This is a genomic window from Kovacikia sp. CALU 1929 (assembly GCF_056784235.1).
Map to the genome: position 1 here is coordinate 361,154 of NZ_JBXBCF010000065.1, position 17,614 is coordinate 378,767.

General features: G+C 51.5%; 17 protein-coding genes. 11 read left to right on the forward strand and 6 right to left on the reverse strand.

The window, feature by feature from the left end:
* Nucleotides 1-120: 120 nt before the first annotated feature.
* Entirely contained in the window at nt 121-591 is a 471-nt protein-coding gene (locus AC1S52_RS13380; protein WP_482029511.1) for a DUF4079 domain-containing protein, read from the forward strand.
* 121 nt (nt 592-712) lie between these two features.
* Here the strand turns inward: AC1S52_RS13380 and AC1S52_RS13385 are convergent, their stop codons facing one another.
* From AC1S52_RS13385 to AC1S52_RS13395, 3 genes are all read right to left on the reverse strand, one after another.
* Nucleotides 713-1,156 carry a phosphomannose isomerase type II C-terminal cupin domain gene (locus tag AC1S52_RS13385; RefSeq protein ID WP_482029512.1) on the reverse strand — a complete coding sequence of 148 codons (444 nt, stop codon included), beginning with the start codon at nt 1,154-1,156 and terminating at the stop codon, nt 713-715.
* A gap of 67 nt (nt 1,157-1,223) precedes the next feature.
* Nucleotides 1,224-1,709 carry a signal peptidase II gene (gene lspA, locus AC1S52_RS13390; protein WP_482029513.1) on the reverse strand — a complete coding sequence of 162 codons (486 nt, stop codon included), beginning with the start codon at nt 1,707-1,709 and terminating at the stop codon, nt 1,224-1,226.
* 110 nt (nt 1,710-1,819) lie between these two features.
* On the reverse strand, nt 1,820-2,464 hold the full coding sequence (locus AC1S52_RS13395) for a biotin transporter BioY (RefSeq protein WP_482029514.1): 645 nt from the start codon (nt 2,462-2,464) through the stop codon (nt 1,820-1,822).
* Nucleotides 2,465-2,600: 136 nt separating this feature from the next.
* Here AC1S52_RS13395 and AC1S52_RS13400 point away from each other — a divergent pair, with 136 nt between their 5' ends.
* From AC1S52_RS13400 to yidD, 5 genes are all read left to right on the forward strand, one after another.
* A complete protein-coding gene (locus AC1S52_RS13400) occupies nt 2,601-2,732 on the forward strand; it encodes a hypothetical protein (protein ID WP_482029515.1) in 132 nt (43 codons plus the stop codon).
* Nucleotides 2,716-4,293 carry an FkbM family methyltransferase gene (locus AC1S52_RS13405; RefSeq protein ID WP_482029516.1) on the forward strand — a complete coding sequence of 526 codons (1,578 nt, stop codon included), beginning with the start codon at nt 2,716-2,718 and terminating at the stop codon, nt 4,291-4,293. The genes AC1S52_RS13400 and AC1S52_RS13405 overlap by 17 nt, the downstream gene beginning before the upstream one ends.
* Before the next feature lie 82 nt (nt 4,294-4,375).
* Nucleotides 4,376-6,448 carry a sensor histidine kinase gene (locus tag AC1S52_RS13410; RefSeq protein WP_482029517.1) on the forward strand — a complete coding sequence of 691 codons (2,073 nt, stop codon included), beginning with the start codon at nt 4,376-4,378 and terminating at the stop codon, nt 6,446-6,448.
* An 11-nt stretch (nt 6,449-6,459) separates the two neighbouring features.
* On the forward strand, nt 6,460-7,578 hold the full coding sequence (locus tag AC1S52_RS13415; RefSeq protein ID WP_482029518.1) for a glutaminase: 1,119 nt from the start codon (nt 6,460-6,462) through the stop codon (nt 7,576-7,578).
* Between the two features lie 73 nt (nt 7,579-7,651).
* A complete protein-coding gene (gene yidD, locus AC1S52_RS13420; protein ID WP_482029519.1) occupies nt 7,652-7,942 on the forward strand; it encodes a membrane protein insertion efficiency factor YidD in 291 nt (96 codons plus the stop codon).
* Nucleotides 7,943-7,972: 30 nt separating this feature from the next.
* Here yidD and AC1S52_RS13425 read toward each other — a convergent pair whose 3' ends face one another.
* Nucleotides 7,973-11,530, reverse strand: coding sequence for a DNA polymerase III subunit alpha (locus AC1S52_RS13425; RefSeq protein WP_482029520.1), 3,558 nt, complete (start codon nt 11,528-11,530; stop codon nt 7,973-7,975).
* 398 nt (nt 11,531-11,928) lie between these two features.
* Here AC1S52_RS13425 and AC1S52_RS13430 point away from each other — a divergent pair, with 398 nt between their 5' ends.
* From AC1S52_RS13430 to AC1S52_RS13445, 4 genes are all read left to right on the forward strand, one after another.
* A complete protein-coding gene (locus tag AC1S52_RS13430; RefSeq protein ID WP_482029521.1) occupies nt 11,929-12,165 on the forward strand; it encodes a hypothetical protein in 237 nt (78 codons plus the stop codon).
* Between the two features lie 113 nt (nt 12,166-12,278).
* The gene (locus AC1S52_RS13435; RefSeq protein WP_482029522.1) at nt 12,279-12,545 is read left to right on the forward strand and encodes a hypothetical protein; all 267 of its coding nucleotides are present in this window, start codon (nt 12,279-12,281) and stop codon (nt 12,543-12,545) included.
* A 41-nt stretch (nt 12,546-12,586) separates the two neighbouring features.
* A complete protein-coding gene (locus AC1S52_RS13440; protein WP_482029523.1) occupies nt 12,587-12,961 on the forward strand; it encodes a hypothetical protein in 375 nt (124 codons plus the stop codon).
* A gap of 52 nt (nt 12,962-13,013) precedes the next feature.
* On the forward strand, nt 13,014-13,394 hold the full coding sequence (locus tag AC1S52_RS13445) for a hypothetical protein (protein ID WP_482029524.1): 381 nt from the start codon (nt 13,014-13,016) through the stop codon (nt 13,392-13,394).
* Between the two features lie 85 nt (nt 13,395-13,479).
* On the opposite strand, the gene panB is transcribed toward AC1S52_RS13445, so the two are convergent.
* Together panB and AC1S52_RS13455 are read right to left on the reverse strand one after the other, a co-directional pair.
* Complete coding sequence (gene panB, locus AC1S52_RS13450) at nt 13,480-14,256, reverse strand: 3-methyl-2-oxobutanoate hydroxymethyltransferase (protein WP_482029525.1); 777 nt, start codon at nt 14,254-14,256, stop codon at nt 13,480-13,482.
* Between the two features lie 165 nt (nt 14,257-14,421).
* A complete protein-coding gene (locus AC1S52_RS13455) occupies nt 14,422-15,669 on the reverse strand; it encodes a ligand-binding sensor domain-containing protein (protein ID WP_482029526.1) in 1,248 nt (415 codons plus the stop codon).
* Nucleotides 15,670-16,286: 617 nt separating this feature from the next.
* On the opposite strand from AC1S52_RS13455, the gene ahcY reads away from it, so the two are divergent.
* Nucleotides 16,287-17,573, forward strand: coding sequence for an adenosylhomocysteinase (ahcY, locus tag AC1S52_RS13460; protein ID WP_482029527.1), 1,287 nt, complete (start codon nt 16,287-16,289; stop codon nt 17,571-17,573).
* The last annotated feature ends 41 nt before the right edge of the window (nt 17,574-17,614 follow it).

The following is a 17,614-nucleotide window of genomic DNA, read 5'->3' on the forward strand; positions in this document are numbered from 1 at the left end:
GTGAGGAGTGAGGGGTGTTCGCCTTTGGCGTTCCCGTAGGGTGGGGTGAGGGTACTAACACCTGACACCTGCCATATGCTAATTTTTATAAAGTTCCTCTGACATTTCCAATCCGATCCTATGAGCTTTGAAATCCCAGAATCTGTTAAGGTTTATAGCCAATTTTTCCATCCGCTAATGATGTGGGCACTGTTTGCGCTCACCTGTTATGCTCTCTACCTGGGTCTAAAAGTCCGTCGTACCCGTTCGGCTGAAGGGGATGAAAAGAAGGCGCTGGTAAAAGGAAAATACAATGTCAAGCATTTCCAGATCGGTTCTCTGGTGCTGGCGCTGATGGTGATCGGTTGCATTGGCGGTATGGGAGTGACCTATCTCAACAATGGCAAGCTGTTTGTCGGTCCCCACCTGCTGGCTGGTTTGGGTATGACGGGATTGATTGCCGTTTCGGCATCCCTGTCGCCTTTGATGCAGAAGGGCGCAGACTGGGCACGCTACAGCCACATTTTTTTGAATGTGGTCATCCTGGGACTGTTTGGCTGGCAGGCGTTGACGGGTGTAGAAATTGTGCAACGGATTATCAGCAAAATGTAATAGCTACACACGCAGGTCGGCAAATCTTCTGAAGCCCCTTTCCCATCGGAGAGGGGTTTTGTTCTTTAGTGTCCTTTCCCTTGAGCCACCCTTTCTATCCCTGACACCTGGCACCTATGCCTTATTTCTTAACCCTTTCATTACCCGTTTCGACATCATCAAACCGGGTAATGTCATCCTCGCCAAGATATTCTCCGTTTTGCACTTCAATCATGACCAGCGGAATGACACCTGGGTTTTCAACTCGATGGGGTGTACAGGTGGGCACATAGGTTGACTGCTTTTGTACCAGGACGTTTTCTTTGCCATCACAGATAACTTTTGCCGTACCCGAAACCACAATCCAGTGTTCGCTCCGGTGATAGTGCATTTGAGTACTGATGTGATGTCCTGGCAATAGCTCAATCCGGTTTATCCGGTAATGGAAGCCTTCCTCTAGGAGCGTCACTGTACCCCAGGGGCGAACTCTGATGGTATCTGAGTCGAGGGGTTGGGTATGGGGAATGTCGCGATCGTTGATTGAGTTACCCATTGTTTCATCTGCCAGCACTGCTGTCTCTATCATGCAGGATCTAGTTCCAGCATAATCCAGGAATTTTAGGTGGCAACCTTTTAATCCTATTCCGATGATGTTACTCAGATCCGGAACGATTTTTTGGTTCCCGCATAAAAGTGGCAATTAACAGGCAGCCAATGCCCACATTAATGAAGGCATCTGCCAGGTTAAACACTGGAAATTGAACCAGACGAAAATCTAAAAAGTCCACAACGCTGCCTAGAACAAAGCGATCGATGCCATTGCCCAGTGCCCCTGACAAAATAAACCCGTATCCCATCTGCTCCCAACGGTTGAGGATGGGACCAAACCACGCCAGCAGCATGAGTCCCACGCTAACGCCTAAAGACAGCCACCGGAGCCAGGTTACACCCTGGGGAAAAAGACTGAAGGCTGCACCTGTATTGACCACATAGGTCAGGTGAAACACACCCGGAATAATTGGCAACGTATGGGGAGGAATGGTTAAGGGAAAGGTGTAGACAACCAAAAATTTGGTTAATCGATCCAGCACGAGGGCAACCAGGGCTGTAACCCAGAAATAGCGATTTTTGAACATCATTGCAGACTAGTACAGCAAAACGAAAGTTTTGAAAGGGGTGAAGGGGTTCCACCCCTTCTTAGGGGCGAAGCCCCCAAACCCCCATGTTGCAAAATTTAGTGTTTGCAACACTAATAGAACATGGCATGGCGCAGGGTAAAGGCAATCAATGTCACCGCACAAATGAGGGCAAACTGCCCTGGCAGGGGGTAAAAGGAATATTTCAACAACGCTTCATGCAAGGGCACCTGAACCTTGTCTAACCACCCGGAAGAATAGGACACCACTAAATACACGATGCCAGTGAAGTGGATACTCAACAACCCACAGAGGCAACTAAATGCTAGAGACTCCAGCCGGGGCAGGGCTTTAAATGCAAGGAATCCACAGACCCATGCCGCAGGAACAAATCCAAGGATGTAGCCAAAGCTGGGTTCCTTGATATAGCTCATGCCACCTCCCTGAGCAAAAATAGGAAACCAGGTGAGTCCTAACAGCAGGTAGGCAATTTGGGAAAGCACTGCCGCATTTTTGCCCCCCAGGCAACCGACTAAGAGAACGGCTCCAATTTGGTAAGTTACTCCCAGAGAGTGAGTCTGAACGCTGTTCGTTCCCCATTGCCAGGTAGGGGTTGCCACAAAGGCTTCCAGAAAGGTGCCGCCGATGGTCAGCAGCAAACCGATGAAAGCCCACAGCAGTTCAGTGGAAATCCCCATTGCCCGACGATTCCAGTAAACAGTTGAAAGTGTAGAGAGGGAAGGATCTCTTATTTTCACGCTTTACCTTTGGCTTTTCACCTCTCACACTTTACCTCCAGACGCAAGGGGTGCCCCCATCATATCTGCCCTGTTTGGCAGTGGGTTACCTTGTCAAGTTAGCCAGTATAAGTCAACTTGCAGGCATAAAATCACAGTGGAGGAAGGTTATTTCAACTGGAATTCAACCTTTGAAGCGATCGCCGTTAAAGTGATGGCATTTTATCACCCGCCTCAGATACCCGCCCACGGCTATAGGGAACTATTGAAGGATGAATATTTCTCTTGATTTCAATCTGTACTGGCAATACCTGCATAGTGCTGACCTGCAACTGGGGCAGGAGGAGCATTCTCACCTGACTGCCATCATCGAACAAACGAACTGGGATGATCCCACTTCTGACCTGGACTGGAATAACCGGGCAGTGCTGGCACTGGTGCAGGCATCCCTGAGCGCCGATCAGAAGCAGCGGTTTGACTACCTGAGTCTGGCATCCGATTGGCTCATCCTGGGCAACGGACACCCCCTCTGTGGGGCACACCTGGCATTGATTTCCTGTATGACGGGAGAGGCAGTTAACCTGAGCCAGTATACCTACTCCAGTTTGATTGAGACGTTTCACCTCGCCTACCAGGGGGAGCCAGTTTTACCGGCGGGATTAATTTATCTGCCGTTACATAGCGATCTCGTTGGAGCGGGTGATCTGCTTCAACAGATGCTTAAAGCGGAGGGTAGCTATCAACAGGCACTGCTTTTACTGAATGAAGTATTTTGTCGTTCAAATCTTGTGTTTTACAGCAGTATCGGGATGCGATCGCTCTCGCTCACCGTCCAGCTTGCGCCGGAGTCTGCCCATACCCATCTCAAACTGGGTGTTGCCCATTTGCTGAATGGGCAGTTGGAGGGCGTTTTTAACCTGCAACAAGCCAATAAACTGGCTCCGCATACCCCTTCCATTTTGCAAGCCCTTGATCTGGCTTATCGCCAGCTAGGGCAGGAGTCAGTGGTGCAATACTGGCTCAAAGCTGCCCGCGATCGAGCACGGTTTGAACCGGATGCTTTGAACTGGCAATGGACGACTCTGGACACCGATAGCCCGTTCACCTACCTCCCCTATGACCAGGGGGTGTTACTGGCAGTAGAACCCAGTTTTGCCAGTATTGTGACGGGCGTGCTACTGGCTGAGGGAGACTGGTTTGAGCAAGAAATGGAATTCTGGCGCAGCCAGGTTCAACCCGGGATGACCGTCATTGATGTGGGAGCAAATGTCGGAGTTTACACCTTTAGCGCAGCTAAACGGGTCGGCAGCACAGGTCGGGTGCTGGCAGTTGAACCATTTAGGGGCTGTGTGCAGTGCCTGACCGAAACCTGTCGGGTTAACCAGATGGAGTGGGTGACCATCTGTTCTGGAGCTGCCAGTGATCGCAATGATTTCCTGCAACTCAACCTCAGCGGCTCCAGTGAGTTAAACCGGGTTGTCCAAGCCGAAGACACCGCGCCTGAATGGGGTGTGGTTGAGGAAGTCCCCTGCTTTACACTCGATAGCCTGGTGGAACGGGAAAACCTGGATCGGGTCGATTTTCTTAAAATTGATGCGGAAGGGCATGAACTCCAGGTATTAACTGGCAGTGAAAAACTGCTGGAAACCTTCGCGCCAACAATCCTTTACGAAAACATGGTGAGCCAGGAAACCGTGAATCTGCCCGTGGCTGACTTTCTGCTGGAAAGAGGATACCGTCTATTTCGCTATCTGCCCTTCATTCAACAGCTTGCCCCGGTTCTCTCCCGTGAAGAGATTCAGGGAAATTTGAATATCATTGCAATCCATCCCACAAACCAGGACATCTGAAACCTTTAAGTTCGGACAGGATAGCTGAAGTTCCAGGATACAAGTTGGGCATTTTAGGAGTGACTGAAAGACAGGGTAAACTATGAGGCGTTTGAAATTGGGGCATCTATCTCGACCCGACCAAGAGAAAAGGGCATTTGCCTGGAAATCACGGCGATCGCTCTCTTATTTACTGTTAGGCTCTGCTTTGGCGACCGTTGGTGCGGCGGCATTCACAAGCTATTGGGTCGTTCGCAATCTAATTCTGAGCGATTTGAAATCGAATGCCCAATTTCAGGTGCAGCAGTCGAGGGATGAAATTGACCAGTGGTTTTCCGTTTTACTGGAGCAGATGCAAAACGTGGCAAACAGCTCAGCCGCTCGTTCAATGAACTGGTCCGTTGCCAAACCCCATTTACAGCTAGAGCTTGACCGCTTAACTGAGTTTCATCTGCTGGCTCTGGTGAAGCCAGACGGGTCATACTACAACACTCAGGTAGACCGGGCAAATGCAAATCTGCAAGACCGGCAGGAATTTCAGCGGGCGATCGCAGGTAAGGCAACGGTGGGCAATCCAGTGGTGTCTAAGACCCTGGGAATCCGTCAGGTCAACATCATCGTTCCCATCTGGTCTGTGCCGCCGCTGAACCGATCATTTCTTTCGCCTCAGCAAGCGACGGCTCGCGCCCACAACCTGGCAGCTCTCAAGCTACCTGCCAATCCCAACCCACCCCCTAAGCCGATTGGAACGATGCTGGGTTCAGTCCGAATTGAGCGCGTTTTAGAAGTGGTGACAAAAACCACGATGGGAGAGGGGAGCTATGCCTTTGCCCTGGATTCTAAAGGTGTGCCTATTGCCCACCCCAATCAAGCGCTGGGAGAGGGAGCGCAACCAATTTTTCATGGATCTGATCCCGATCTGGGGCTGGTTTCCAAAGCCATGTTGGAAGGGCAACAGGGTGTTGAGTTGGTTCAAATGGGGAAAGAACAGGTTTACATTGCCTATACACCACTTCGGCAGGCAAACTGGTCCCTGGCGTTGGTGATTCCCCATGCGAATTTAGAACATCATCTCCAGGCACTTAACCTGCTGGCGGCTGTTTTTGGGGCGCTTCTGGTGGCGGCTGCGATCGTGGCAATTCGTCAAATCCGCCTATTAGAACATGCCCACCAACATACTGAACAACTGAACCAAACCCTAACCGAACTGAAAAAGACACAGTCCCAACTAATTCAAACTGAGAAAATGTCCAGTCTGGGGCAAATGGTTGCCGGTATTGCCCATGAAATTAACAATCCCATCAACTTTATCAATGGCAACATTACCCATGCCAGTGATTACGTGCAAGAGTTGCTGGACTTAGTGGAACTCTATCAGAGGCATTATCCCAATCCCACCAATGAAATTCAGGCTCAGATTAAGGCGATCGACCTGGATTTTTTGACTGAAGATCTGGTTAAACTACTGAGTTCGATGAAGGTTGGAGCCGATCGCATTCGCGAGATTGTACTGTCATTGCGAAACTTTTCGCGGCTGGATGAGGCGGACATGAAACCGATTGAGATTCACGAAGGGATCGACAGCACCCTGCTCATTCTGCAAAATCGGTTGAAGGAAACTCCAACTCACCCAGGGATTCGGGTGGTTAAAGAGTATGGAAATTTGCCTTTGGTAGAGTGCTATGCCGGTCAATTGAATCAGGTATTCATGAACATTTTGAGTAATGCAATTGACATCCTGGAGGAGAATTTTGAGTTAAGAGTAAAAGGAGCTGGGCTGGGTAGAAAAACGGCGGCTCAAACGACCCTGCCGGAAAAGCCAGATTTGACAGAACCCGAATCTGTACCAGTTCCAACCATTACCATTCGGACTCAACTTGGAGATGACGGTAATGTCGTCATTCGTATAGCAGATAATGGTCCCGGCATGGTTGAGGAGGTTAGAAACCGACTATTCGATCCCTTTTTCACGACAAAACCTGTCGGTAAGGGGACGGGATTGGGCTTGTCCATTAGCTACCAGATTGTGGTTGATAAGCATGGTGGTAGCCTCAAGTGTTTCTCAGAACCGGGACAGGGCGCAGAGTTCTGGATTGAAATCCCCATCTGCCAGGACCAGCCAGACCCTCCAGCAATTCTGGTTGAGCCAAAGCCAGAAAAGATGCTGGTTCCTTAAGGAGGCAAATAGTGGCAACAAAAGGATTGGCGGCGCTGACTGGGGCTGCTCTGGAGCGGTGGGCTGCTGAAGCCAGGGTACAGACCTTTAAGGGACACTTGCCAGATTATATTCCCTTGCTAGCAACGGTCAATTCTGAATGGGTAGCGGTGCAGGTTCAGAAAAACGATGGGCAAACCTGGGCAGCCGGAGAAATTTATCAGCCGTTTGTGCTGATGAGCGTGGTGAAGCCACTGTTGCTGCTGTTTTTGCTAGAGCAGTTGGGGCATGAGGAAGTGTTTGCCCATGTGGGGATGGATCCGTCGGATCAGTCCTTTCACTCGCTGACCCAATTGCGGCAAGACCGGGGGTTTCCGCGCAATCCCATGATCAATAGTGGGGCGATCGCCCTCGCGGCTCGCTTACCTGGCAAGGACGGAACCGCCCGCTGTGAAGCTTTGCGGCAGTGGCTCAACCACATCTCTGGTAGCCAACTTGTTCTGGATCAGCAGGTTCTGGCATCGGTGCGATCGCTACCCAATCAGGTGAACCGGGCGATCGCCCATTTGCTGGCTGAATCTGGGCACCTGGACTTGACGGAAACTGCTCTGGATACCTACAACCAGATTTGCTGCCTGTCGGGAACCGTGGCAGATCTGGCAAAGTTAGGTGTGGTGCTGGCAGGGAGAGGGGCAGAGGAGCGGAGGAGCAGAGGAGCAGAGGAGCAGGGGAGAGCAGACAGGGTCAGGAACGCCAAAGACGAACATCCCTTACCGCTAGCTAACAACCAGCCTCACCCTGTGGGAACGCCAAGGGCGAACACGCCTCACCCAACCCTACGGGAACGCCAAGGGCGAACACCCCTCCCTCCTTCCCCCTCCCCCCTCTCCCCTCTCCCCTCCCCCAACACCCTTCGCACCGTCAACGCCCTCATGCTCACCTGTGGACTGTACGAAGTGTCTGGGCGGTTGGCAGTCCAGTTGGGATTGCCAACGAAGTCGGGGGTAAGTGGGGCATTGCTGGCGGTGGTACCAGGACAGGGGGCGATCGCTTGCTACAGTCCGGCGATCGACTCGGCAGGAAACTCGGTTGCGGGTTTGTTTTTGTTAGAACGATTGACTCAAACCCTGAATTTAAGCATTTTTGGGTAAAAATAAAACTCCCGGTAGAGTTGCAAAAAGTTTGGATTCAGTAAAAAGGCTGTATCTCTCCTGGTATCGACTTATGCAATCCAGCACGCTCGATTTCTTTACCCGTCAACGATTAGTTGACTTCATCGGGGTTTATCAGAAACGCATCTCTCCTAAAAAGGGCTTTTCCTGCCCCCACCGATTGCTGTATGGGGAACAATCATGCTCAGAACACATTAAGGGATTACTGTCTGAGCAAAGTCTGGTGTCTGCCATGCCCCAAATTTACCAGCGCTTTCAGGCATGTACATTGGCGGGTCAAACGCTGAAACTGACCCGGTCAAGTGGAGGCTGTATTATCATCCCCTGCTGTGTGCCTATTTAGTGGGTGCCTACTTTAAATAGGATAGTGACCTCAGGCACTCGTCAATGATGAGGCTCTTGCCTGAAATCCGGCTTTTACCAGGGCATTGACGGCAGTTTCGTAGTTCTGTACCCGAAACTGGGAGCCAAAGCGAACGAAGTGGCGGCGATCGCAACTACTCACGATCGCCACGATGGGTACCTTTGCCTTATCCCGTTCGCCCTGGTTGTCCAGAATCACTTCTTTCAGCCGTTGGCGCTCGGCAATGTCACTGGCGAGATCCGGGCTGAGTTCTACCATGACCATGCGAACAGAATCAACTGGCTCTGCATCTTCCACAATGAACTGCACCTGGTCATCCCGCCGATCGACCTTGCCCCAGACCATCAGGCGGGCATCGGGCTGGATATGCTGACCAATGCGCTCATAGGATTTGGGAAAGACTACCGCTTCGGTTTGTCCCGTCAGATCTTCGATCTGGATAATTGCCATGCGATCGCCCTTCTTCGTTGTCACTGGCTTCGTCGTGGTAATCATCACAATCGCACTAACCGATGCCCCTTCACTGTATTCCGCCAGGTCACTCAGATTTATCGGAGCCAGAATTCGGGCAGACTCCCGCAGGGTCTTCAACGGGTGGTCTGAGATGTAGAATCCGAGGATATCTTTTTCCAGCTTCAGCTTTTCCTGCTGGGGCAGGTCTGGAACAGGGAGTGCTTTCGGAGCCGTATCAAAACTGGCAGCCGCTTCTTGCACGGAGGAACCACCCCCTAGCAGATCAAACAGATTACCCTGCCCGCTGGCTTTTTCCTTTGCCCGCGACTGTGCCCAGTCCAGCACCAGTTCCAGGTCGTGTAGGGACTGGTTGCGATTCGGTTCCAGGTAATCAAACGCGCCGCAGTGAATCAACGCCTCCAAGGCGCGGCGGTTCAGGGCACGGGAGTCAATCCGACGGTCTTCTGAACAGGCAATCCGTTCACACAGGTCTGCCAGCGACTTGAATGAACCTTTCTGATCCCGCACTAGCAGAATGGCTTCGATCACCCCCATTCCTACGTTGCGGACTGCCGATAGCCCAAACAAAATGCTTTCCCCAGTGGGGGTAAAGTCTACTCCAGAGCGGTTTACATCCGGTGGCAAGACCTCAATACCCATTGCCAGACAGGTAGCAATGTATTTCTGTACCTTGTCCTGGTCGCCACTGTTCGCGGTCAGCAGCGCTGCCATGTACTCAACCGGATAGTTTGCCTTCAAATAAGCGGTTTGATAGGTGACATACCCGTAGGCGCAGGAGTGGGATTTGTTGAAGCAATATTCGGCAAACTTGACCATTTGCTCAAATAGGGCAGTCGCCACCTTTTCCGGGACATGCCGCTCTTTTGCGCCCTTGACAAACAACTCTTGATGTTTCTCCATCTCAGACTTTTTCTTCTTACCCATTGCCCGCCGCAACAGGTCTGCCTGACCCAGGGAGTAACCCGCCATATCCTGGGCAATTTTCATGATCTGCTCCTGGTAGACCATGATGCCGTAGGTTTCGTTCAGGATGGGTTTAAGAATATCGTGCTCATAGGAAATCGTTTCCCGTCCGTGTTTACGGTTGATGAATTTGGGAATCAGTCCGGCATCCAGGGGACCGGGACGGTAGAGGGCAAGCACGGAGGAGATGTCCTCCAGCCCAGAGGGTTTCAGGTCGCGCACAATCTGGCGCATTCCAGAAGATTCCAACTGAAACACCCCTTCCAGTTCTCCCCGCGCCAGCAGTTTGTAGGTTTCTGGGTCTTCCAGGGTGAGGCGATCGAGGTCAATTTTGACCCCCCGTGTTTGCTCGATCAGATCCACTGACTTTTGAATCATGGTGAGATTCTTCAGTCCCAGAAAGTCCATTTTGAGCAGCCCCAGTGCTTCAATGTCCTCCATGTAGTACTGGGTGAACACGTTGCCATCGGCGTTGCGTTGCAGCGGCACAATCTCATCCAGCGGTTGGGCTGAGATCACCACTCCGGCAGCGTGGATGCCCACACTCTTGTTGGTGCCTTCAATTCGCACTGCCATATCAATCCAGCGGCGGTAACTGATCGGGGGATCGGTACCGGGAACGGTCAAATCCTCGGCGTAGCGCTTTTTGAATTCCGGTTCCGGCGTTTCATCGGACACCATTACCTTCAGTTTCGTCGGTTTGCCGCGTACCACCGGAATCATTTTGGTCATCCGGTCTGACTCGCCGTAGGGGACGTTCAGCACCCGTGCTACGTCTTTCAGCACCGCCCTGGAAGTCATCCGGTTATAGGTGATGATCTGGGCGACTCGCTCCGTCCCATACTTCTCGGTAACGTACTGGATCACCTCGTCCCGTCGGTCAATGCAGAAGTCGGTATCAATATCTGGCATCGACTTCCGTTCTGGGTTGAGGAAGCGCTCGAACAGTAAGCCGTGATATACCGGATCAATGTTGGTAATGCCCATCGCGTAGGCAACCAGGGAACCAGCGGCAGAACCCCGTCCAGGTCCAACCGGGATGCCGCGATCGCGGGCAAACTTAATGTAGTCCCACACCACCAGAAAGTAGGTAGCAAACCCCATCTGCTGCATCATCTGGAGTTCATAGTCGAGACGCTCCAGATACTCTGGCTCAACCTCGTCCAGGCGGGTATAGCCGCGCCGTTTGACCAACCCCGCTCTGGCAATTTCTTCCATATAGGTTGCCGCCGTGTAGCCATCGGGTACGGGATAGTCAGGAATCCGGGGTTCTCCCAGAATGTCATACGGCTCAATTTTTTCGGCGACTTCCAGGGTAGTGGCGATCGCCTGCTCAACCACATCCTCGGTTAAATGATCGCGGAACAGCCGACGCATTTCATCAACCGATTTGAGATATTCCGTTCCCGTGTAGCGCAACCGCTTGTCTTCCGTAATCAGCTTGCCAGTCTGAATGCAGAGTAAGGCATCATGCGCCTCTACGTCATAGCAGGAGATGTAGTGAGAGTCATTCGTACAGACGATCTTAATATTCAGTTCCCGGGCAATTTTGACAATTTCGGGATTGACGATCCGTTCTTCAATCAATCCGTGATCTTGAATTTCCAGGTAATAGTCATCCCCAAACACGTCTTTGTACCACTGGGCAACCCGTCGGGCGATTTCGGGTCGTCCTTGCAAAATTGCCTGGGGCACTTCCCCACCCAGGCAAGCAGAGGTGACAATCAGCCCCTCATGGTACTGCTCTAGTAAGTCCTTGTTGATGCAGGGACGGGCGAAAATCCCCTTCCCCTGATAACCTTTCAGATTAGAAATGGTCGTCAGTTTGACCAGATTTTTATAACCCAGGGTGTTTTTCGCCAGCACCACCTGATGGTAGCGAGGACGACGCTCCTGCTTCTCCACATCGCCATTGATGACGTACATTTCATTGCCAATGATGGGCTTGATTACCCCACCTTTGTTCTTACAGACCTTCAATAGCTCGATCGCCCCATACATGACCCCGTGATCCGTCAGGGCGATCGCAGGCATGTTGAGATCGATGGCGCGATCGATCAGTTCGGGTAGCTGACTGGCACCATCGAGCAAACTGTAATCACTATGAATATGCAAACCAACAAAGGACATAGGGAGTCTACCCACTCAGGACGAGTTAAGGGTACCACCATATCTAGCGGTTGAATCAGGAATTTAACCTATACATGGAGGGATGGCGATCGCTTAGGCGGCATTTTCCTTGGGAGCTTAGTATAAATGTATCAAGTCTTATGCGCCTGTGCCGCTATTCTATCCCTTCTATTGCAAGCGTTACACTGAGTTTGTGCTAACCATTATCTCCCTGCAATTTCCTGATGGGTCTATTCAGGTCAGAGATCTGCTGCATCAACTTAAACAGAGCAGTCCGAAATGATTTGTGAGCATAAGGGGCTTTCTGAGAAAGGATTCCTGCGGAATCCTTTCTCACAATCCAGATAGGATCGCTATAGAGTGATTGAAGCCGATGATTCAACGATTGGAGGATTTTGATGCGGTTTGCGGTTTCAAGCGGCTCTGGTCAGGTGTTGGCAATGGGGCAATTGTTTATCCAGGAAGATGCCGATGGCGATCTGCGGCTCAGCTTTCGCACCGACCGGGGCAGAGTGATTGAAGGCGGCAAAATTGATGCCGATGGCAGTTTAGCTAGTGCCAGTCAAGAGCTTTTTCGCCAGTTCTTCCTGGCTTGGGGGGTGATGGGAATTACGTTGACGGCGGAGGGGAGATAGGACGGGCAGCAGAGGAGCAGAGGGGAGGGGGGAGTTGATGGTTTAGTACAAAAGTACTATACTTGATGTAGAAGGAACCCCATTTAACCACCCTCAATTCAGGTTCTTGTCCTATGACCAAGCACTATATTCTTAACCTTGACCCTAACGCCCGCTATGAGTGGGATCGGCGCACGCTAAGAGATCCGATTACAGCCGATCATCCAGCTCTTGCAGATTTGATTGCAGAAGCGATCGGTGAAGAGGCAGGTTCTTACCTGGTTTCAGTCCAGATTGATGTAAAGGTTTTGGAGAAGGCGGCTGCCATTGAGAGTCATCAAACCGCTCTGGTGGAAGTGCCCCATCGATCGCAAATTCCTCAATTGGCTGAAGTGGCCTGAGTGAAATTTTGAATTTTAGATTTTGGATTTGAGATAGCGCTATGAAGATCAGTCTTAGTCAGTATCCTGAGGCGATCGCCCAGGCATCTCAGCTTGTGAACGAAATTGAATATCGGCTGACGGAAGCTCGCCTGCATCTTGCTCATCTGGAAGGAAATGCTGACAAGATCGTGGCGTTTGAAACCAATTTGAAAAACGACAACCAGCGGAAAGCCCGTCGCTTTGAAATTCTCCAGATGAACCTGGAATACAAACATGCCCTGGATGCCCTCAACCGGATCACGGTTGAAAAGGCAAATGCAGTGGCTCGGTTAGAGCACTTGCGGAATGAATTCAGTGTCGCCAAGCTGGACAAGCAAATGGCGATCGCCCTCAAGCTCACCGGGTTGGAAACACGGGAACTAGTAGGGCTTTAGTTTTCAGATTGCTTCAATGCTACGATTGCCTTAACTTACGGTTATGGCAGCTATGTCCCTCATAGTTACGGTAGAAGAAATCGAGCAGTTCCGAGCACTTGTGGCAGATTATCCAGATGCTCTTGCAGCATTGGATGAAATCGAGGTCTGTGATGGGGACTTAGAGGATGCCGCGATCAACTTGGGGATCCAGGTCGGGCAGGAGCCAGATACCAGCGATCGCTGGATTGAGGGACTGGCAAAACGCTGGCGGCATATTCTGTGTCAGGCAGACCTGAAAGAAAGCCTGGATAGCGGGCTGACAGGCAATGCCTTACTGCTGATCAGTGAACACACCACCCTTCCCCTCAAATTAGCCACTCCCGTTGCCATTTACATTCTGAAGAAAGGGATACAGGAATTCTGTGAACCGCTGGAGACAAAGATTCGGTGATTGGGTCAGTGGTCATTCGTCATTGGAATCTTGCGCCGAGGCTATGAATTCAAAACTCAAAACTCTCAACTTCCCCCATCCCCCCTCACCTTTCTGGAAATTTTCCTTCCCGAACTTCAGTTCCATACTGCTGTACTGCCTGAGTAATCACCTCGCGCAGATTGGCATAGACTTTGGCAAAGGGGGGTTGGCGAGTAGAAAGCCCTAACAGATCAGCCGTGACAAGCACCTGACCATCACAGTGGGGACCGGCTCCAATTCCAATGGTAGGAATGGTCAACTTTTGGGTGATCTGAAGTGCCAGGTCGCCGGGAATGTGTTCTAGAACGATGGAGAAAGCCCCTGCCTGTTCCAGAGCGATCGCTTCCTGCAAAATGCGTTCCCCCGCCTCCGGGGTTTTTCCCTGCTGTCGATACCCTAATCGATGAACCGATTGTGGGGTTAACCCGACATGTCCCATCACGGGAATACCTGCCTGAACAATGTGAGCGACCGTTTCAATCGCTGCTGAATGCCCCCCTTCTAGCTTGACTGCCTGCATTCCAGCTTCCTTCAGTGCCCGTCCCGCCGAATGCACCGCCTGCTGTGGGCTTTCCTGATAGCTCAGAAAGGGCAAATCACAGACCAGCAAGGCTCGTTGCACCCCCCGCTGGACAGCTTTTGCATGATGTAACATTTCATCGAGCGTGACGGGCAACGTCGTTTGATGCCCCAGAGCAACCATCGCCAGAGAATCTCCTACCAGGATCAGGTCAGCACCAGCCTGATCGAGGACCTGAGCGATCGCAAAATCCCAGGCAGTCACCGCTACAATCGGTCGTCCTTCCTGCTTCCAGTGGGTTAGTTGGTGAGTCGTAATCATATAAGCGAAAGGGGTGTTAGTTGTGGGCTGTTAGTTGTGAGAGGGAAAAAAGCGGTCATTGGTTATTTTCAACTCTTAACTCTCAACTCTTCACTTCAGCCCTCATCCTTCATCCTTCATCCCTACTTACACCCTACACCCTACACCCCATCTCCTGCCTATTCCTTACTGGCGGCGAAATGTGTTGTGTATCCCAATCCGAAAGGTTTGCATACTGACCCATGCCAATCCTTCACTGGTACCGACCCACAACTTACCGCCTGCATCTGGGAAGAGGGAAACAATCCGACTGGAGGGAAGTTGGGCTGTAATTTCTCCATCAACTTGCCCATTGGTTGGATTGACTCTCAACAAACCATTGGAAGTCCCTGTCCAGAGACGATCGGTTCTATCAAATCTGAGCGCAGTAACATTTCGTCCCTGTAGGGATGCAATGGTTTGCCGGATCTGTCCTGTTTCAGCATCCACTTCCACCAACCCCGTAGGCGTACCCGCCCAAAGAGTCGTCTTGAGAATAGGCGGAGGTGGCGGGGGTGGCTTGACTGGCTTTTGGCTGGCGGCTGGCTTGCGAGCATTACCAGATGAGCGCTGTGGTTGACGAGTAGCCGGTTTTGCGACAGGCGGTGGTGCCGGTCGGGGAATGGCGATCGTGCGTGAGGTCAGAGCCTGCACCGAACTTCCAGGAAGATTAGTGATTTGACGCATAATCAGGGCACTGGCAGTATTGACCTGCACCAGCCCGTCTAGAGTGCCAACCCAGAGGTTTCCCTGGGCATCAATGCTGAGCGCATTGGCACTCACCCCTGGCAGATTTTTCAGCGTGGTCATGATCAGCCCCTGATCTGGACTGATCATGACCAGTCCACTATCTGTGCCAACCCAGAGGTAGCCCCGTTTATCAATCAGTAGAGCCAGCACCCGGTTAGAAGGCAGCGCAAAGTTTTGAGCAGTAATGCTACCAGTGCGGGGGTCTACCCGAACCAGCCCTTCATAGGTTCCCACCCAGATACGTCCTACCCGGTCCTGTGCCAATGCCCCAATAGTGGCGTTGGGCAGGCTGACACGGGAATAGATTTGCCCGGTTCTGGGGTCAATTCGTGCCAATCCCTGCCAGGAACCCACCCACAGCCCCCCACGATAGTCCGGTTGAAGGGCGCTCGTCCGGTAATCTACCCCAATGTTGCTTTCCTCTTGCTGCTGCCGGCGATCGGGCAAAGGCGATTTTCGCGGCGGCGGCGCAGTCGGCGGGTAGATCGGGGTTGATTGCCGGGGGGTGGTTAGTTGAGCCAGAACTTTAGCAGCAGGGACAGGGAACCGATCTATCGGAACCGTTGCCTGAGCTGACAGTCCATCCAAACTCAACACCAGTAATAGGGAACCCATCCACAATTTAGGGGCGTTGACGCAAGCCATCGTAGCCATCTCCGAATGGTAGTCTGAGCGATTCCACAAAAGGCTATTTCACCCTCAGAATCACCCGTTGCGCCCCATCATACTCGCACTTTGAATGGATGCTTCTCTTAAATGCACAGGTAAATAGATAGGTGGCTATGCGATCGCTCGTCCGCAGACAATCTTTTTAAGCAATGACTCTTTTCAAGGGCACTTTATAGGAACCGACAAACCGTAAGGGATGTGCCCCAAAATAAAGTACCCGCTAGACAAGCTGCTCCACGATGGATTCCCGCCTGCGCGGGAATGACGTTGGGACTTTATTAATTTGCGAGTCTCTACGCCAGTAGGCGTAGAGACTTTACAAAATCTTGTCGAAATTTTAGGTTGCCTAGAGAGTAAGTGAAAATACTGTGATTGTCTTGCACGAAGCTCTTGACTTAATTGATTAAACTGGTAACGCTAGTCTAGATGCATCCGTGCCCCATGACTTTCCCAGTTGAGCAGTTTATACTTGTCAATCGGGCTTTGTTTAAGTTCGTGGTTTTCCTTAAAGGATGGTTCCCATCGATTAGACTCTTTCCTCCCCACAACGTTTGTTTTTCCCATCAATTTTACACTTTTGAGGTTGTAAATTCATGACTGTAACTCCCGTTCGTCCAACCGAACTCAAATACGAAGTGAAAGATCTGGCTCTTGCACCAAAAGGCAAGCAGCGGATTGAATGGGCTGGGCGGGAAATGCCAGTCCTGCGCCAAATTCAAGATCGGTTTGCGGCAGAAAAACCACTGGCGGGTATTCGCCTGATTGCCTGCTGCCATGTCACCACTGAGACCGCACACCTGGCGATCGCCCTCAAAAATGGGGGGGCCGACTCGCTGCTGATTGCCAGCAATCCCCTCTCAACCCAGGATGATGTGGCTGCCAGCCTGGTTGCCGACTATGGTATTCCCGTGTTCGCCCAGAAGGGAGAAGACAACGAAACCTATCATCGCCATGTCGAAATCGCACTCGATCACCGTCCTAACATCATCATTGATGACGGTTGCGATGTGGTAGCCACACTGGTCAAAGAACGGCAACCCCAACTGGCAGACCTGATCGGCACGACAGAAGAAACGACCACTGGAATCGTCCGTCTGCAAGCCATGTTCAAAGCTGGAGTGCTGACTTTCCCTGCTATGAACGTCAATGATGCAGATACCAAACACTTCTTTGACAACCGCTACGGTACAGGTCAGTCCACCCTGGACGGTATTATCCGGGCAACGAACATCCTGCTGGCGGGTAAAAACCTGGTGGTAGCAGGCTATGGCTGGTGTGGTAAGGGCACCGCTTTGCGGGCACGCGGCATGGGTGCCAATGTCATCGTGACTGAGATTGACCCGGTGAAGGCGATCGAAGCGGTGATGGATGGTTTCCGTGTGATGCCAATGGTAGAAGCAGCCCCTCTTGGCGATATTTTTGTTACTGTTACGGGCAATAAACATGTCATTCGTGGCGAACATTTTGCTGTGATGAAGGATGGCGCAATTGTTTGTAACTCTGGTCACTTCGATATTGAAATTGACCTGAAGGCGCTGGGTGCTGAAGCAACCGAGGTCAAGGAAGTCCGTGGATTTACTGAGCAGTATCGATTGAAGAATGGTAAATCTGTGATTGTTTTGGGTGAAGGTCGTTTGATCAACCTGGCAGCGGCTGAAGGACACCCTAGCGCAGTCATGGATATGAGCTTTGCGAACCAGGCACTGGCTACCGAGTATCTGGTTAAGAACAAAGGGTCGTTGCAACCCGGCATTCACTCGATTCCGACTGAGGTTGATAAGGAAATTGCCCGGCTGAAGCTTCAGGCGATGGGAATTCAGATCGATTCTCTAACCCCAGCACAGGTTGAGTATATTAACTCCTGGACTTCTGGAACCTGATTTTTGCAGGCATAGATAGATGAAAGGCACGGAATTTAATC